Below are 14,692 nucleotides of genomic sequence, written 5' to 3' on the forward strand. Positions count from 1 at the left end.
CGGAGCGGTCGATGCGAACTGCTCACTCTTCGTTGGCGCGGTGACAGGGAGTCGATGGCCAATCGCCTCGGGATACAAGGGGTAGAGCCGCTCCATATCGATCCCGTAATTGCGCGCGGCCTGCTCCATGCGGGACGGCGCTGACCTGGATGGGCGGCGGTGCCGCAAGCAGCGCGGCAGTGTTACACCAGCAGGATGATGATAATGATGATCAGCAGCAGCGGTACCGTTCCGATCCCCGCGCCCACGGGCAGCTCGCTGATTTGACCATTGAGTTGTGCAATTTCGTCATCCGTCATCTGATAAACGCGCGTCAGGGCGGAGGCGGGATCCACGCCCTGCGCAATCAGCTGTTTCTGTACATCCTCCCGCTCGAGCATGTCCACGAGTTGCGCGCGCTCCCGCTGATGGAGCACCTCGTAGGTGCTGATCATTTCCGCCTGCACGGGTGCGAACAACATGAAGAACATCCCGAGCAGGCTGACCAGAAGACCGGACTTACGAGGCAGTGACATGACAGCATCTCCGGCGGTGAATGGCGGCGTTCGGAAGAGGCGCCTTGCCGGCAAACCGGCACAGGTCGCCTTGAACGGACTCAGTGTGTTCACAGGAACTTGTCCGGAGATCCTTGCGCCTTCATCACGGAGGGGCAACAGGCCGTGCCATGAACCGTGACCACAATCACCCTTCATGCCCTGGTATCGGGAAATGGAAGCACCGGGAGCCCGGGGTCGTCACCCCGGCAGGGACCGACAATCCGTCGAGCGGGTCAGTCGCCCTGCGTGACACGGCGCTCCAGCGCATCCAGGTAGAGCCGTATGCGGGCGGCATTGGTGCCCACGTCGCTTCGGCCGACCCGGGAGGCGGAGCGCATGTCCACCCGCACGCCGTCGTCCTCTTCCCGCACGCGGATGACCACGTCGTCCCGGAAGCCGAACCAGAGCGTGGTGGCCGTGGCCTCGATGCGGTCGCCGCTCACCTCCGCCACCTCCCAGCCGAACGCCAGCACTTCCGCCTCCGCGGCCTCAAGGACCCTGGGCAAGGATGCCTGGAGGTGCAGCGAGCCGATGTCCGGATAGGCAAGCCGCTGCTGCCGGGCGGTGTCCTCGCCGGGATACCCGACCGCGTTCGGCGCCGCTTCCCTGGCGGCCACCAGCGCCTCGAAGGCGGGCGGGTCGCGGGTGTCCGTGGTGATGTCGTGAATGGGCGGCACATTCTGTGCCTGCTGCCAGTAAAGAAACGGAACGCTCACCAGGGCCATGCTGCCGGCGACCACGAGGCCGCCGGTCAGGGCGGGTCCGGGGCGGCGGTGCCAGAAGGTGGTGATCAGGATGATCAGGCCCAGCGCGCAGGCACCCGCGGCGGCGAGGACGCCGTAACGCAGCATGCCGAACGCCCCGCCGAGGGAGAGCAGCCCCGATCGGTGGGCCGGCCCGGACCCGGCGACCAGCACCGCGGCCAGTCCGAGCAGGATGAGGGCGAGTACGGCCGCCGCAGGGGCGAGCCGCCCACTCCGCCGTGTCCGTTTCATAAGGTCTCCTCATCGACGTGATGTGCTCCCGCAAGGGCATGATCGGGGAGCGCACCCGGCGGAGTCCTGCGTGAGTTCGTTTCCCGTCCGGCGGGACGCGACGGGCACGGCACAGGTCCCCGGAAGGCGGGCACCTTGCCCCTGACGTGTACAACCACACCCCCGCAGCGTAGGAGCCCAGTCCCCTGGGCGATTCATCCCGGCAACGGTGGGTCATTCTTCGCCCGGAGGACCGGGCTCCTACGGGAAGAATCCTGCATCGCAGCAACCAGCCGGATGATCAACCTGTTGAGAGGTCACAGCTACCCGGTCACATAGCGCTCCAGCTGTTCAATCAGATCCTGCTGGTCACCCAGGATGGTGTAGACCAGATCACCTACGGAGACGACGCCCACCAGTTTGCCCTGATCAAGCACCGGCAGATGGCGGATCCGCTTGTTGGTCATCAATGCCAGTCCCGCCTCGGCCGTGGCCCGGGCATCGATGGTGATTGCCGGCGCCGACATGATGTCGGCCACGCGGGTATCGTGGGATCGGCGGTCCGCCAGGATGACCTTGCGGGCGTAGTCCCGCTCCGAGATCAGTCCGAGCAGCCGGCCGTCATCCATGACCAGTAAAGCACCGATCCCGAGCTCGGCCATGCGTCGGATCGCCTCCAGCACGGTGTCATCCGGCTTCACGGCATGAACGTCGCGGCCCTTCTCGTCCAGAATCTGGCGGATGGTGTGCATCATGTGACTGTCTCCCGCTCACGCCTCGGTGCAGCCTGTAAGTATAGACATCCCTGCGAGCAGGATCGGGGTATAGTGTGAAGCGGGAGTCGGGTCATCGGTCGCCCCGGCGTCCAGGCAGCAGGGGACCGTGACAGGGACACCGCAAGGGCTTCCCGGAGGATTGCGTGTGAATCGATCGGATCCCGGATTGCGTGTTCGTCTGTCCAATCGCGCCGTGTTGACCTTCGGGCTGGTGTTCTGCCTCGGAGGGCTGGCCTTCATGTGGATCTTCACCCAGGCCGAAACCTCGTTGCGGTGTGACCGCCAGTCGGGCGAATGCCTGCTGCAGAAATCCGGTCCGTTCTCCGCACGGAGCCATCGAATCGCACTGGAGAGTGTGCGCGGAGCGGAGGTGGTGACCCGGCGGCGAAGCAGCGGCGACGGGGCAAGGACGAATCACTGGGCCGTCCTGAACACCGGCGGAGAAAGGCACGAGCTTTCCAGTTACCGGTCCACCTCCCGGAGTGAACACGAGCGGCTGGTCCGGCAGGTGAACGACTTTCTGGACAACCCGGCCCGGCAGGTGCTGAGTCTGCACCATTCCGCAGCCGGGGGTGCAGTGCTGTTCCTGCTGTTGTTCCCGGCCATCGGGTTGTACATGGTCTTCGGCATGCGCACCGTGGCCGAGGTGGAGGCCAGGCCGTCGATCGACCGGTTGATCCTGCGCCGCCGGCGCTGGTGGCAGACGTCGGGCCGGGAAGTGAGCGTGCCCCTGTCGCAGATCAGCGGTGTGGACGTGGAGACCTCGGCGTCGCGTTCCGGCAAGAAGGGCAGAGACACCCATCGCGCCGTGATCTGCATGCACTCGGGCGACAAGGTGCCGATCTTCAACTTCTCCACCTCCGGTGACGGAGCCTTCCGGCGAGCGGAACAGCTCCGCGGGATGCTGGCGCGCGCGGGTCTCACGGTGCTTTCGGGCCCTGCCCGGACCCCCTGACAGGAACGGCCCGGCCTCCCCCGTCGGTCGCGGAATGCCCGCCGCCTGCTACGCTTTGTAAGGTGATCGTGCATCCCGGGGACGGCTGGCACATGTCCGAACGGCGCCTGGACCATATCCGCAATATTGCCCTGACCGGTCCCGCGGGGGCCGGCAAGACGACGCTGGGCGAGGCCCTGCTCGCCGCGACAGGTGTCGTCAGCGACGCGGGCAGCGTGGAGAAGGGTTCCACGGTCAGCGACATGGATCCCCGGGAGAAACTGCTGCATCACTCCATCACGGCATCGGTACTTGGGTTCGAGCGGGACGGGACCTGGATCAACCTGATCGACACGCCCGGCTATGCGGATTTCCGGGGCGCCGCGCTGTCCATCCTCCCGGCCGTGGAGGTCGTGGCGGTGGTGATCAACGCCCGCGGCGGCATCGATGCCGCGTCCCGCGACATGATGCAGTGGGCGCAGTCGCGCGGCCTGTGCCGGATGATGATCGTCAACCAGATCGATGCCGCGGCGCCCGCGCTGCCCGCGCTGCTTGAAGACATCCGTGCCACCTTCGGGCCGCAGTGCCTGCCGGTCAACCTGCCGGCCGGGGGCGCGCAGCGGGTCGTGGACTGCTTCTTCGAGCCATCGGGGGAGTCGGATTTCTCCTCCGTGGCCGAGACCCACGAGATGCTGGTCGACCAGGTCGTGGAAATGGATGATGCGTTGATGGCCCTGTATCTGGAGCAAGGGGAGGCGCTGGCCCCGGCGCAGCTCCACGACGCCTTCGAGGCGGCGCTGCGCGACGGGCACCTTGTGCCGGTCTGTTTCACCTCCGCCGCAACGGGCGCGGGGGTGGGGACCCTTCTGGACGTGTTCGTGCGGCTGATGCCGAATCCGCTTGAGGGCAACCCGCCGCCGTTCATCCGGCAGGACGCCGAGGGCGTGCGCGAGTACCACGCGCGCCCCGATCCCGACGCCCACGTGCTGGCCCATGTGGTCAAGATCGAACACGATCCCTTTCTGGGCAAGGTGGCGGTGTTTCGCGTGCACCAGGGGACGGTGAGCCGGGACACTCGCCTGTTCGCGGGCGACGCCCGCAAGGCCTTCCGGGTGGGCAATCTGTTCCGCCTCCAGGGCGGCAGGCATCTGCCCGTGGACCGTTGCGGTCCGGGTGAGATCGGCGCCCTCACCAAGGTGGACGAGGTGACCTTCGATACCGTGCTGCACGACTCCCACGATGAGGACCATATTCACCTCCGGCCGCCGGAGATCCCGACACCGGTGTTCGGCCTGGCCGTCCGGGCGGTGCGTCACGCAGACGAGCAGAAGCTCTCGGAGGCGCTGGCGAAGATGGTGGAGGAGGACCCGGGCCTGCGCGTTGAGCATGACGCCACCACCCAGGAGACGGTGCTGCGCGGACAGGGCGAACTCCATCTGCGTGTCGCCCTGGATCGGATGCGGGAGCGCTTCGGACTGGAGGTGGAGGCCAGTCCGCCGTTGGTCGCCTACCGGGAGACGATCACCGCGCCGGCCGAGGGCCATTTCCGTCACAAGAAACAGACCGGCGGTGCCGGACAGTTCGGCGAGGTGTTTCTGCGTGTCGAACCCCTGGCCCGCGGCGCGGGTTTCGAGTTCGTGGATGCAATCAAGGGGGCGGCCATCCCGGGGTCGCTGCTGCCCGCCGTGGAGAAGGGCATCCGCCAGGCCATGGCGGCGGGCGCAATTGCCGGTTATCCCCTGCAGGACGTGCGTGTGACCGTCTATGACGGCAAGACGCACCCGGTGGACTCCAAGGAGATCGCGTTCGTCATCGCCGGGCGCAAGGCCTTCCTGGATGCCGTGCGCAAGGCAGGCCCGCAGGTGCTGGAGCCCATGGTGACCCTGATGGTGGATGCGCCGGGCACGGCCATGGGTGACATCACGGCGGACCTGTCGGCGAGCCGCGGCAGGGTTCAGGACACCCGGACCCTGGGCGACCGGATCAGCGTGCAGGCGGTGGTACCACTGGCGGAGTTCGCGGATTACCCCGGGCGCATCAACGCCATGACGGGCGGGGCCGGCAGCTATACCCTGCAGTTCAGCCATTACGAACCCGCCCCCGAGCACATCCAGCGGCGCCTGGTGCAGGATTACCGGCCGAAGGAGGATTGAGGTACGCCGGTGGCACGGGCGCGTGCACAGGGCCCCGTATCCGCCAGGTCCCTGGCGTGTCGCGTATCAGTGGCCGACCGACTTCCCGAGGGTGAGTTCGAAACGAACATCCACGCGGTTGCGGATGAATTCCGGATCCTCGAACTCGCCGGTGCCCACGCGCCAGTCCAGTCTCATGATCTCGGCGTGGCCCGAGAGCCGCGCGGGATCCCCCGGCTGATAGCGCAGGTGCACGGACTGGGGTGCGCTGATGTCCCGTACGGTCAGTTCTCCCTCGGCCAGGTATCCGTCACCGACCGGATGAAGGTCCCGGCTGGTCCAGACCGCCTCGGGAAAACGCGCAACGTGAAAGAATTCCTCGCCGCGCATGGCCTCGTTGCCCTGGCGATTGCCGGTGTCCGCCGCACCCGGATCGACGGTGACACGGATCCGGGCGGAGGTCAGGTCTTCGTTCTCCAGACACAGTACCACCGAGAAGGCCCTGAAGCGGCCGGTGAAGGGCGTGCCTTCGAGCACGCCGTCGAAGAGCAGTTCGCCGGAGTTCGCATCGGCCCGGTAGCAGTGCGATCCGGCCGAAGCCGGCGCGGCGGCGGACAGAGCCAGGGCCGCGAGGAGCGCGACGACTGTCAGCGCGCGCGCCATGGGGGCAGCATGCGTTTGAGGACGTCGTCCCGGAGCAGGAAATGATGGCGCAGGGCCGCCAGCACGTGCAGGCCGGCGACCAGGGCGAGCAGGATACCGAGGGCCTGATGCGTGCGCCCGAGCACGTCCTCCAGGGATTCGCTGGTGCCCACCAGACCGGGGAACCGGACCGGGCCCCACCAGTGGTCACCCAGGCCGGCCGCCGACGAGTACAGCCAGCCCGACAGTGGCATGGCGAGGAGGAGGGCATACAGGAGCCAGTGCGTGGCGTGCGCGGCGGTTCTCTCCCAGGGCGGCAGTGTGCCGGGCAGGGGAGGCGGCCGGTTGAACAGGCGCCAGCCCAGGCGCAGCAGCGCCAGGGACAGGATCATCATGCCCATGGTCTTGTGCTGGGTCACCAGTTCGAAGCGGGCACGCAGCCCTTCGGTGTTGCCGATGCGCCATGCCCAGGTGTACTGGAAAAGGATCAGCGCCACGATCACCCAGTGGAACAACTGGCTGACCAGGCCGTAGCTGCGCGCGGTATTGCGAAGCGGTATGCCCACCGGCGTGGCTCCCGGGAGAATGTCCCATGTCCACTATAGACCGCGTGATCCAGACTGTGTTGCCGATGGCCGCCGCGGCGGTCCTGCTGGCGGCCTGCCAGGCGGTGCCGCAGCCGCCTCCCGGCGTCGCGGAGAGCCGTCCCGCCGACGCCGCGGATCTCCATCTCCCCGAGGGCCGCACGTACCGTGTCTCCCGAGAGGATTCTGAACTTCGTATCGTGCTGTTTCCCGCGGGCCCGCTGGCGCGCTTCGGTCATCCCCACGTGATCGGCGGGACGGTGATCGAAGGGACGATCGTACTGGCGGAGGACCCGGGTGATTCCGGGCTGCGCCTGGAGGTCGATGTGCCGGCCCTGCAGGTGGACCTGCCCGGGTGGCGCATGGCGGAGGGCTTCGAGGCGGAACTGGCGCAGTCGGACATCGACGCTACGCGGCGCAACATGCTCTCGGAACAGGTGCTCGACGCGCGCGCCCATCCGGTGGTGGTGATCGAGTCCATCGGGTTGCGCGGCCCCGTCTGGCAGCCGGACATGGAGGTCCGCATCACCCTGCGGGGCGTTGCACGTGAACTCACGGTGCCGGTGGCGCTGAATGTGACGCCCGAACGCCTGAGCGCCACGGGCCGGTTCGTGATACGGCAGAGCGATTTCGGCATCGAGCCGTTCAGTGTCGCGGGAGGGCGGTTGCAGGTGGCCGACGAACTGCTGATCCGATTCCGTATCCGGGCGGAAGCGGATCCACCCTGATTACCGACATCGTTCGCCCGGAGGGCCGGGCCCCTACTCCTGTTTCTCCCTGTCGCGCAGGGCCTGCAGATCTTCATAGTTCGCGCAGTAGGCGGCCACGGATTCCGGCTGTTCCTGCTCCAGCGCCTGGTCGCAGCGGGTCGATTCCGGACATCGGGCGCAGGCGCGCATGTGCCGTTCCGCGTCAACGATGGGTTGTTCGTGCAGGTAGCGGTTGGGATCCATGCCCAGCATCCGCATCAGCCGGTGCAGGCGCAATTGTTCGAGGCGGTGTGCCAACCGGGCGCGGAAGCGCTCGCCTTCGCGCAGGTTGCGCATGATTGCCCAGGACAGCAGGACGACGAACAGGCCCAGCGCGAAGACCACCGCCAAAAGGGTCAGCCAACTGTACATTCCGGGATCCTCTTGGCCCGCGGGCCGTCATCTGCCTGATCATCCACCATAGTGCAGGCTGCCGGTCACGCCATGACCGGGATCAAGGAAAACGGAGCCATCCCGGGATGGGGCGGGTCCTTGTCTCTCGCCCACCCTGCTGCAGGGCCGGTCCGGGATATCCGGGGGCCGGTCAGGCCGTGCATGGTTGCGCGCACGCCGTGTTGCCCGTCAGCAACATGGCTTTTCCCTGTACCCACAGACACTTGAGTCATCACGACGGCGACGTGTTGCCAATCGATGACATCACGTGACGGCAGGTTTCATGGGGTTCCATGGAAAGCCTGTAGTCACGCAGTGACACGTCGGTCGTTGCCGGCGATCACGCCGGGTGGTCTTCAATCCAGTGTTTCCCTGGAAAAACAATCGCTTGAGGTGGTCCCATCCGTGCTGGCATCCGCCTTGCAGGCATGTCGATGTGCCTCGAAAGGGATCACGGAGGCAGTGTCTTGCTTCGCCTCGTCTCCGGCATGCGCCAGCGCACGGGGGCTCCAGGCGTGGTCACCCCATGCGGCCGGCAGGCGTTCGGGATGAACCCGAGCCGGTTGCAGGCTCTGCGTATGTGCACACAGTCGAGTCATCCGCAGAGTAAACATGTTCCAGGAGGTCAATCATGCCTATCAAGAAGACGAAACTCCCGTTGATCGGGGCCACGGGCGCCCTGGCGCTCATCCTCGCCGGCGGGCAGGGAGTCGCCGGGTTCGCCGACGGCCCCGAGGCCCGGATGCATTCCTCTCCCATCATCCTGGCGCAGGTGACGTCCTCCGCCGAGGCCACCGCGGCTGCGTCAGCCACTGCCGGCGCCGATGCCACTGCAACCGCCGATGCCACTGCTTCTGCCACTGCCGGGGCCGATGCCACTGCGGCTGCTGAAGCGGGTGCCGCCGCCACTGCCGGTGCGGATGCGGCGGGTGCCGCCGAAGCGAGTGCTTCCGCCAGCGCCTCAGCCGCCGCAGATGCGGCCGGTACAGCCGCCGATGCGTCCGCCGCCGCGGAAGCCGTCGCGTCGGGGGTATCGGACAGCATCGACGCGTCAGACATGGCCACCGGCGCACAGAGCAGTGCCTCTGCTTCAGCCGAGGCATCTTCGATCGGCGGCGCAGTCGATGCCGACGCAGACGCCCTCCCGGAGTCCGGTGGTGACACGGTGGCCGATGGCGATGCGGATCCGGAGTCCGGTGGTGACACGGCGGCCGATGGCGATGCGGATCCGGATGCCGGCAGTGACACGGTGGCCGATGCCGACGCCGGCCTGGAGGCCGGTGGTACGACAGCGGCTGATGACGACGTGACGGACGCCGGTTCCATTGAAGCCGAAGCCGATGGCGGCGCGGCGCAGGCGGCCTCTGCCGGTATCCGGTAATCCTCGGGGAGGGCGCGCGGGGCCGGTTCCCGCTCCGACATGCCGGAGTGTGGCAACCGGCTTCCGGTGCGTGACCTCATGCGCCGGGGGATGAAATCTCGTCGACGGAGACTTCCATCCTGGAAGGGATGACCGGAGGGCCGAACTGGTTGAACACGGGCACGTCCGCGGCGTCACGGCCGTAGGCGAGGCAGACACGTCCTCCATGCATGGATGTGCGGGTGGGGTCGAAGGTGAACCAGCGATCGCCCACGAAGGCCTCGAACCACGCATGCAGGTCCATGGGCTCCAGGCCATGCAGGTAACCCACCACCTGTCGAGCCGGAATGGTCAGGCTTCGACACAAGGCGATCCCCAGGTGCGCGAAGTCGCGGCACACGCCGTTGCCGCGTGCCAGCGCTTCGGCGGCGGACACGGGCGTGGGGTCGGAGTCGATCAGGTAGACCAGGTTCGCATGTATCCAGTCGGAAATGGCCGCCGCCTGGTCATAGCCGGGTGCGCGGCCATCCACGATCTCACCGGCCAGGCTGGCAAGCCTGTCCGATTCGCAGTAACGGCTGGGCGCCAGATACATCATGGCATGATCGGGCAGATCTTCCACCGGGACGAAGGCCGCCCCGGGCGCCTGATCAACGCCGGCCGGCACCTGGACATCCGATCGGACTTCCACGCGGAATGTTCCCGGCGGCGCCATCAGTCGCTGACACAGATTGCCGTACATGTCCGTGTACTCCGTGACCGGCATCGCGGGCCATACGGCGTATCGGTCCCGGGCCACCCACTGGCGCGCATCGCTGCGCGGCCTGAGCAGGAGCAGCATGGGGCTCGCCAGTTCGAATTCCATCTCCAGATCACAACCCACCCGCAGCCACATGCATCGACCCCCAACAGCAGTTCCCGTGATGGGAATTGCCCGTACGCACAGTCTAACGTATGACGTGGGCGTTCAGTGACGGGCCGGGGCCTTACCCCCGCCCGTGTCCCGGTCCTGGCGGGACGGGCCGCAGCCGGCCGTCCGATCGATTTCGATCCGGCGGGTGCAGGCCCGGATGCCGGATGGAGATCGGGGTGGAGTTCCCGCTAGAATGACGCGCCATCGCCTTGCGCACCGTATCCCTGCCGGATGTCTGTCCGGTATGTCGGACGCCGTGCAGTGGGGCGGTGGTCAGCCCACTGTGAAGAGGACCGGACCTTGGCCAAGGACATTCAAAGCCCCTGCGTCGACATCTGCCAGCTCAAGTCGGATATCTGCGTCGGCTGCGGGCGCGTGACCGATGAGATCCGGCGCTGGCATGGCATGAAGCGCAAGGAGAAGATGCTGGTGGTTCAGCGGGCCCGCGAGCGCCTGAAGAAGGTCAACCGCTCGCGTACCTGAGGCGTCACCCGCGGCGCGCAAGCACGAGCCGTGCGCGCGGTTCGTGCACGAGCTCTCCGGACGGCGAGGCCCGCAGGAAGGCCCGCCGGACATCGTCCACGAACCGCGCCCCGCGTGACAGCACCAGCGGGCGCAGCGGGCCGGAAAGGGTCATCGCCTCCCAGAATGCCTCGGCACTTTCGTGACGCATGGCATGCCCCCGTGTCTCGTCACGCAGCACGTCACCCCCGGCCGCGCGAAGCGCGTCCTGCACAGTTCCCTCCCAGGCGCGGTTCCGCGGCGCGAGCCGCGCCTCCAGGATCCGGCGCACCGTGGCGAACGGTCCCTCCGGCTCCAGGTCGCCCGGCCAGAACACGACGCTCAGGACGCCGCCCGGCGCCAGGGCCTGCATCCAGGCCGCGAGCGCCCGTTCGGGATGCGGGAGCAGTTGCAGGACGAAGCAGGAGAGCACGCCCGCGCAGGGCCGCGGCCAGGCGTCGGTCCGGGTGCCGTCGTCCCGGCGTACCGTGACGCGCGGCAGGTCATGTATACGGCGGGCCGCGTTGCGGCACATGCCTGCCGCGGGGTCGAGGCCCAGGATGTCGTGTCCGGGCAGGGCCTCGGCGAGCAGGCGCAACTCGAGCCCGGCGCCGCAACCGGGCGCCACCACTATGCCCGGGTCCGGCGAGGCTTCCCGCAAGGCCGCCACCGCATCCTCGATCCATGGCCGGAAGCGCGGCTCGAAATAGGACACGTAGCCGTCGGCCGCCTCGTCCCAGGCGCGGATCAGGCATTGCTGTCCATGCGCGTCGGGATCACGCGGCGCGGGACTGTCCTCCGGGTCTCGTTTCATGGCCTGCATCCTATACGGCACCGAACTCACCGCAAAGCCGCCATCCCCGGATTGACAGTGGCAGCCGTCGTGCCGGGCGGCGGTTCGTGGCGCCGGTGTCGTCGGTACGAAGCGCCCCGCTTTCGCCGCCCCACGGGGCTCGGTAGGATGGCACCTTCTATCATGTCGACATCCGGAAGGGTGGAGATGCCGCGTCCGACGTCCCGCCGATCCTGTTCCGGGAAAGGAGGAGATATGAGTGATTCTCCCGAAGCATGGCTCAAGGCCTTCGAGGATCCACGCGACGCGGTGCGACAGGAGGTGGCCGACATCCGGGCCTTGCCGTTCATGCCCCGGGACGTGGTCGTCCACGGGCTGGTGTACGAGTTGTCTTCGGGCAGGGTGGAGGTTGTGGTCAACGGTTACGAGCATGCCTGAGAGGCATGAGGCAGTTGTCGCTGCGGGAAAAGCCGATGATGCGAAGATGTCGCTGGCGGTGAGCGCCCGGATAAACCGGGTCGGGGGCGGCCGTTGATGATGATCGAGTTCCCGGTCTCCGGGGTCGAGACCTCGCTCTGGCTGCCGCCCCTCGTGGCCTTTGTGCTGTCTTTCTTTTCCTCCATGGTCGGGGTCTCCGGTGCCTTTCTGTTGATGCCGTTTCAGATGAGCGTGCTGGGTTACGCAGGACCGTCGGCTTCCGCGACCAACCTGGTTTTCAATCTTTTCGCCACGCCTGGGGGGGTGTGGCGTTACAGCAGGGACAGGCGCATGGCCTGGCCCCTGGCGGGCATCATCCTCCTCGGCACGCTGCCGGGGGTCGTGCTGGGCTTCTATCTTCGGGTGTTGGTCTTCCCGGACGAGGGACGTTTCAAGCTGTTTGTCGGGGTCGTTCTGCTGCTCCTGGCGTGGCGGCTGCTCTCGGAGTTTGCACCCTGGGCGAATCGGAAAAGGGCCCCGCAGTGGACCGGCTCGGGAACGGTGCATCTCGCCCGCCACGACTGGCGGCGAATGGAGTTTCGCCAGGATGGTCAAGTGTGCGGCTTCCCGGTGCCGGCCATGCTGGCCCTTGCGTTTGTGGTGGGCATCGTCGGCGGCACCTACGGCATCGGCGGCGGCGCGATCATTGCGCCATTCTGCATCGCCGTGTTCAGGCTTCCGGTGGCCGTGGTGGCCGGTGCCGCCCTGGCGGGGACGTTTGCGACTTCGGTGATCGGGATCGCCGTGTACTCCCTGCTGCCCGTGCCGGGCGGGGGTGGCGCCGCGCCCGACTGGCTGCTGGGCAGTCTCTTCGGAGTGGGGGGGCTGGTGGGCATGTATGCGGGTGCGGCAACCCAGAAGCACATGCCGCAGGCATTGCTGAGGCTGGGACTGGGGCTGCTACTGGGCGCCCTGGGGGCGTGGTATCTGTGGCCGGGCGGCGTCTGAGCGGGACTGTCCCGCGGACAAGGGCGCCGACATCCGGGCGGACAACGCGGTCTGCCCCGGTTTCACCACCAGCACCGGCCACTGGCTCTGTCCGATGACCTTTTCGGTCACGCTGCCCATGAGCAGCCGGTCGACGCCGGTGCGGCCGTGGCTGCCCATGACGATGAGGTCGGCCTGGCGGTTCCGGGCGCAATCGATGATGACCCGGTCGGGGATGCCTGACCGTACCACGATCTCGACAGGCCGAGGTGCTTCGTGCATGCGCATGCGGATCCGTTCGGCGATGGCGCGCGCTTCCGGAAGCCCGGTGTTGTCACCGGCAACCGATACGATGGTGATCGGCATCGGGCAGCGCTGCACCAGGGTCAGCGCGGCGAGCGCGGCAGCGTCGCTGTGGCCGGATCCGTCCACGGGCAGGATCAGGCGCTTGCCGGCACAGTGCGTGCCGCGCGGCACGACCAGCACATTGCTTCGGGTGCGGCCGATGACCTTCCCGGTGGTGCTGCCGAGCATCGAGCGCAGCACATCGTCCTGGTCGCGCCGGCCCATGACGATCAGGTCCATGGCGCTCTGTTCGGCCTGCTCGATGATCTCCAGCCAGGGGTCTTCTCCGTGGCCCAGCAGGATCTCGCACTCAAGACCCGCGGCGTGTGCACGGGCACGCACCTTCATCAGGCGCTCGACCGCCTGGCGTTTTTCCTCCTTGTGCAGGGGATCCCCGAAGGGGCTGGCGTAGAAAGGCGTCGGCAGTACGGTGAAGGCGAACAACCCGGCATCGCAGCGCCTGGCCATGTCGATGGCCTGGCCGACGGCGCTCTCACTGTACTCGGAGCCGTCGGTGACCAGCATGATGCGCTTGAGGCGGCCCGCCGGGGGGAACGCAACCGCTTCGGCGGGTTCCGGCGGTGTGAAGGTGCCGACCGGGGCGTCGATGGCGGCCAGCTTTGCATGATGGGCACGGATCCCCCTGATCAGTGCGGCGAACACGATGCCCGCGCCCACGGTGAGGGCGAGGATCAGCATGGCGAAACTGATATCGCCGAGCATGCGGGCCGTGGTGTCCCGCAGCGGATCGATTCTGCCCAGATCCGAGAGATAGACCGGGATCATGAGCGCGCGGCTGGCAAGTGCCAGGATCATGATCACGCCCATGACGATCTTGACCATGTAGGGCTTGACGTAGGTGGTGCCGATGGCGCCCAGCTGGATGCCGAACAGGGAGCCGGCCAGGAGGATCATCGCCAGGCGGATGTCCACCAGTCCGCTCCAGGCGAACTTGATCGACCCCCCCATGCCCATGATGAAGGCGATCACCAGTTCCGTGGCAGAGGCCATGAGCCCCGGGACGCCGAGCACGTACATCATGGCCGGCACGCCGATGAATCCGCCCACCGCAATGGTGGCCGCCAGCATGCCGGTGGCGAACCCCAGAGGGAGGGTGAACAGCACCGAGATGCGGGCATCGATGGACTTGAAATACATCATGGTGCCGGGGATGTGTACGGACTGCACCCACCGGGCCAGGCGGGTGATCTTCTCCCTGTCGGGATCCCCGGAGTGGTACATGCGCCAGGCGTCGCGCAGCACGTAGGTGCCGACGATGGCCAGTACCACCACGAACACCGTCGACACGTAGAGATTGGACCCCGCGGCGCCGAAGGTCTCGCGAATGCTCTGCTGGAGCCCGGCGCCGTAGAGCACACCGGCCTCGGCGGAGATGCCCATGACGATCCCGAGCTTGAGGTCCACCTGTCCGAACCGGTGCCGCTTGATGGCACCCACCAGGGCCTTCGGGAACTTGTGACACATGTTCGCGGCCACCGCCATGACCGCCATAACGCCCATGGACATCATCGCGGGCGTGAGCACGAACGCCCCGCCGGAACCGATGAACCCGCTCACCAGGCCGCCCACGAAGCCGACCAGGAACAGGAATATGACGTTAACGAGGGTCAGTTCGATGAATCCGATCTCCATGGC

The 14,692-nt window shown here is 67.2% G+C and carries 16 protein-coding genes; 7 read left to right on the top strand and 9 right to left on the bottom strand.

Annotated features, from left to right (window positions below; translation table 11 throughout):
- Positions 1 to 182 precede the first annotated feature (182 nt).
- From THITHI_RS19235 to THITHI_RS0114810, 3 genes are all read right to left on the bottom strand, one after another.
- Positions 183 to 515 (bottom strand): DUF6627 family protein, encoded by a 333-nt coding sequence (locus THITHI_RS19235; RefSeq protein WP_018233887.1) that lies wholly within the window; start codon positions 513 to 515, stop codon positions 183 to 185.
- A gap of 254 nt (positions 516 to 769) precedes the next feature.
- A complete protein-coding gene (locus THITHI_RS0114805) occupies positions 770 to 1,531 on the bottom strand; it encodes a DUF1499 domain-containing protein (RefSeq protein WP_018233888.1) in 762 nt (253 codons plus the stop codon).
- Positions 1,532 to 1,833: 302 nt separating this feature from the next.
- Positions 1,834 to 2,265: a CBS domain-containing protein gene (locus THITHI_RS0114810; RefSeq protein WP_018233889.1), complete on the bottom strand. Its 432-nt coding sequence runs from the start codon at positions 2,263 to 2,265 to the stop codon at positions 1,834 to 1,836.
- Positions 2,266 to 2,431: 166 nt separating this feature from the next.
- On the opposite strand from THITHI_RS0114810, the gene THITHI_RS0114815 reads away from it, so the two are divergent.
- Both THITHI_RS0114815 and fusA read left to right on the top strand, forming a co-directional pair.
- Positions 2,432 to 3,241, top strand: coding sequence for a hypothetical protein (locus THITHI_RS0114815; protein WP_018233890.1), 810 nt, complete (start codon positions 2,432 to 2,434; stop codon positions 3,239 to 3,241).
- A gap of 92 nt (positions 3,242 to 3,333) precedes the next feature.
- Positions 3,334 to 5,373 carry an elongation factor G gene (gene fusA / locus THITHI_RS0114820; RefSeq protein WP_026186386.1) on the top strand — a complete coding sequence of 680 codons (2,040 nt, stop codon included), beginning with the start codon at positions 3,334 to 3,336 and terminating at the stop codon, positions 5,371 to 5,373.
- Positions 5,374 to 5,439: 66 nt separating this feature from the next.
- Here fusA and THITHI_RS0114825 read toward each other — a convergent pair whose 3' ends face one another.
- Positions 5,440 to 6,015 (bottom strand): YceI family protein, encoded by a 576-nt coding sequence (locus THITHI_RS0114825; protein ID WP_018233892.1) that lies wholly within the window; start codon positions 6,013 to 6,015, stop codon positions 5,440 to 5,442.
- Positions 6,000 to 6,560, bottom strand: coding sequence for a cytochrome b (locus THITHI_RS0114830; RefSeq protein WP_018233893.1), 561 nt, complete (start codon positions 6,558 to 6,560; stop codon positions 6,000 to 6,002). Before THITHI_RS0114830 ends, THITHI_RS0114825 begins: the two co-directional genes overlap by 16 nt.
- A gap of 26 nt (positions 6,561 to 6,586) precedes the next feature.
- On the opposite strand from THITHI_RS0114830, the gene THITHI_RS0114835 reads away from it, so the two are divergent.
- Complete coding sequence (locus THITHI_RS0114835) at positions 6,587 to 7,306, top strand: YceI family protein (protein ID WP_083908751.1); 720 nt, start codon at positions 6,587 to 6,589, stop codon at positions 7,304 to 7,306.
- Between the two features lie 33 nt (positions 7,307 to 7,339).
- Here THITHI_RS0114835 and THITHI_RS0114840 read toward each other — a convergent pair whose 3' ends face one another.
- Positions 7,340 to 7,699, bottom strand: a complete 360-nt coding sequence (locus tag THITHI_RS0114840; protein WP_018233895.1) for a DUF6455 family protein — start codon at positions 7,697 to 7,699, stop codon at positions 7,340 to 7,342.
- Between the two features lie 652 nt (positions 7,700 to 8,351).
- Here THITHI_RS0114840 and THITHI_RS0114845 point away from each other — a divergent pair.
- A complete protein-coding gene (locus THITHI_RS0114845) occupies positions 8,352 to 9,101 on the top strand; it encodes a hypothetical protein (RefSeq protein ID WP_018233896.1) in 750 nt (249 codons plus the stop codon).
- A gap of 76 nt (positions 9,102 to 9,177) precedes the next feature.
- Here THITHI_RS0114845 and THITHI_RS0114850 read toward each other — a convergent pair whose 3' ends face one another.
- The gene (locus THITHI_RS0114850) at positions 9,178 to 9,975 is read right to left on the bottom strand and encodes a transglutaminase family protein (RefSeq protein ID WP_018233897.1); all 798 of its coding nucleotides are present in this window, start codon (positions 9,973 to 9,975) and stop codon (positions 9,178 to 9,180) included.
- A 318-nt stretch (positions 9,976 to 10,293) separates the two neighbouring features.
- Between THITHI_RS0114850 and THITHI_RS0114855 the strand changes: the two genes are divergently transcribed.
- A complete protein-coding gene (locus THITHI_RS0114855) occupies positions 10,294 to 10,476 on the top strand; it encodes a DUF1289 domain-containing protein (RefSeq protein WP_018233898.1) in 183 nt (60 codons plus the stop codon).
- 4 nt (positions 10,477 to 10,480) lie between these two features.
- Here THITHI_RS0114855 and THITHI_RS0114860 read toward each other — a convergent pair whose 3' ends face one another.
- The gene (locus tag THITHI_RS0114860) at positions 10,481 to 11,308 is read right to left on the bottom strand and encodes a class I SAM-dependent methyltransferase (RefSeq protein WP_198005619.1); all 828 of its coding nucleotides are present in this window, start codon (positions 11,306 to 11,308) and stop codon (positions 10,481 to 10,483) included.
- Positions 11,309 to 11,542: 234 nt separating this feature from the next.
- On the opposite strand from THITHI_RS0114860, the gene THITHI_RS20865 reads away from it, so the two are divergent.
- Positions 11,543 to 11,725, top strand: coding sequence for a carbonic anhydrase (locus THITHI_RS20865; RefSeq protein WP_018233900.1), 183 nt, complete (start codon positions 11,543 to 11,545; stop codon positions 11,723 to 11,725).
- Between the two features lie 96 nt (positions 11,726 to 11,821).
- Positions 11,822 to 12,712, top strand: coding sequence for a sulfite exporter TauE/SafE family protein (locus THITHI_RS0114870; RefSeq protein WP_018233901.1), 891 nt, complete (start codon positions 11,822 to 11,824; stop codon positions 12,710 to 12,712).
- Here THITHI_RS0114870 and THITHI_RS20345 read toward each other — a convergent pair.
- Complete coding sequence (locus THITHI_RS20345) at positions 12,665 to 14,689, bottom strand: TSUP family transporter (protein WP_018233902.1); 2,025 nt, start codon at positions 14,687 to 14,689, stop codon at positions 12,665 to 12,667. The genes THITHI_RS0114870 and THITHI_RS20345 overlap by 48 nt on opposite strands.
- Positions 14,690 to 14,692 lie beyond the last annotated feature (3 nt).

This window comes from Thioalkalivibrio thiocyanodenitrificans ARhD 1 (genome assembly GCF_000378965.1).
GTDB lineage: Bacteria > Pseudomonadota > Gammaproteobacteria > Ectothiorhodospirales > Ectothiorhodospiraceae > Thioalkalivibrio_A > Thioalkalivibrio_A thiocyanodenitrificans.

What these genes read in the sequence shown, in the direction of transcription:
- THITHI_RS19235 (WP_018233887.1), bottom strand. Translation starts at nt 515, where the DNA reads ATGTCACTGCCTCGTAAGTCCGGTCTTCTGGTCAGCCTGCTCGGGATG.
- THITHI_RS0114805 (WP_018233888.1), bottom strand. Translation starts at nt 1,531, where the DNA reads ATGAAACGGACACGGCGGAGTGGGCGGCTCGCCCCTGCGGCGGCCGTA.
- THITHI_RS0114810 (WP_018233889.1), bottom strand. Translation starts at nt 2,265, where the DNA reads ATGATGCACACCATCCGCCAGATTCTGGACGAGAAGGGCCGCGACGTT.
- fusA (WP_026186386.1), top strand. Translation starts at nt 3,334, where the DNA reads ATGTCCGAACGGCGCCTGGACCATATCCGCAATATTGCCCTGACCGGT.
- THITHI_RS0114825 (WP_018233892.1), bottom strand. Translation starts at nt 6,015, where the DNA reads ATGGCGCGCGCGCTGACAGTCGTCGCGCTCCTCGCGGCCCTGGCTCTG.
- THITHI_RS0114835 (WP_083908751.1), top strand. Translation starts at nt 6,587, where the DNA reads ATGTCCACTATAGACCGCGTGATCCAGACTGTGTTGCCGATGGCCGCC.
- THITHI_RS0114840 (WP_018233895.1), bottom strand. Translation starts at nt 7,699, where the DNA reads ATGTACAGTTGGCTGACCCTTTTGGCGGTGGTCTTCGCGCTGGGCCTG.
- THITHI_RS0114845 (WP_018233896.1), top strand. Translation starts at nt 8,352, where the DNA reads ATGCCTATCAAGAAGACGAAACTCCCGTTGATCGGGGCCACGGGCGCC.
- THITHI_RS0114850 (WP_018233897.1), bottom strand. Translation starts at nt 9,975, where the DNA reads ATGTGGCTGCGGGTGGGTTGTGATCTGGAGATGGAATTCGAACTGGCG.
- THITHI_RS0114860 (WP_198005619.1), bottom strand. Translation starts at nt 11,308, where the DNA reads ATGAAACGAGACCCGGAGGACAGTCCCGCGCCGCGTGATCCCGACGCG.
- THITHI_RS20865 (WP_018233900.1), top strand. Translation starts at nt 11,543, where the DNA reads ATGAGTGATTCTCCCGAAGCATGGCTCAAGGCCTTCGAGGATCCACGC.
- THITHI_RS0114870 (WP_018233901.1), top strand. Translation starts at nt 11,822, where the DNA reads ATGATGATCGAGTTCCCGGTCTCCGGGGTCGAGACCTCGCTCTGGCTG.
- THITHI_RS20345 (WP_018233902.1), bottom strand. Translation starts at nt 14,689, where the DNA reads ATGGAGATCGGATTCATCGAACTGACCCTCGTTAACGTCATATTCCTG.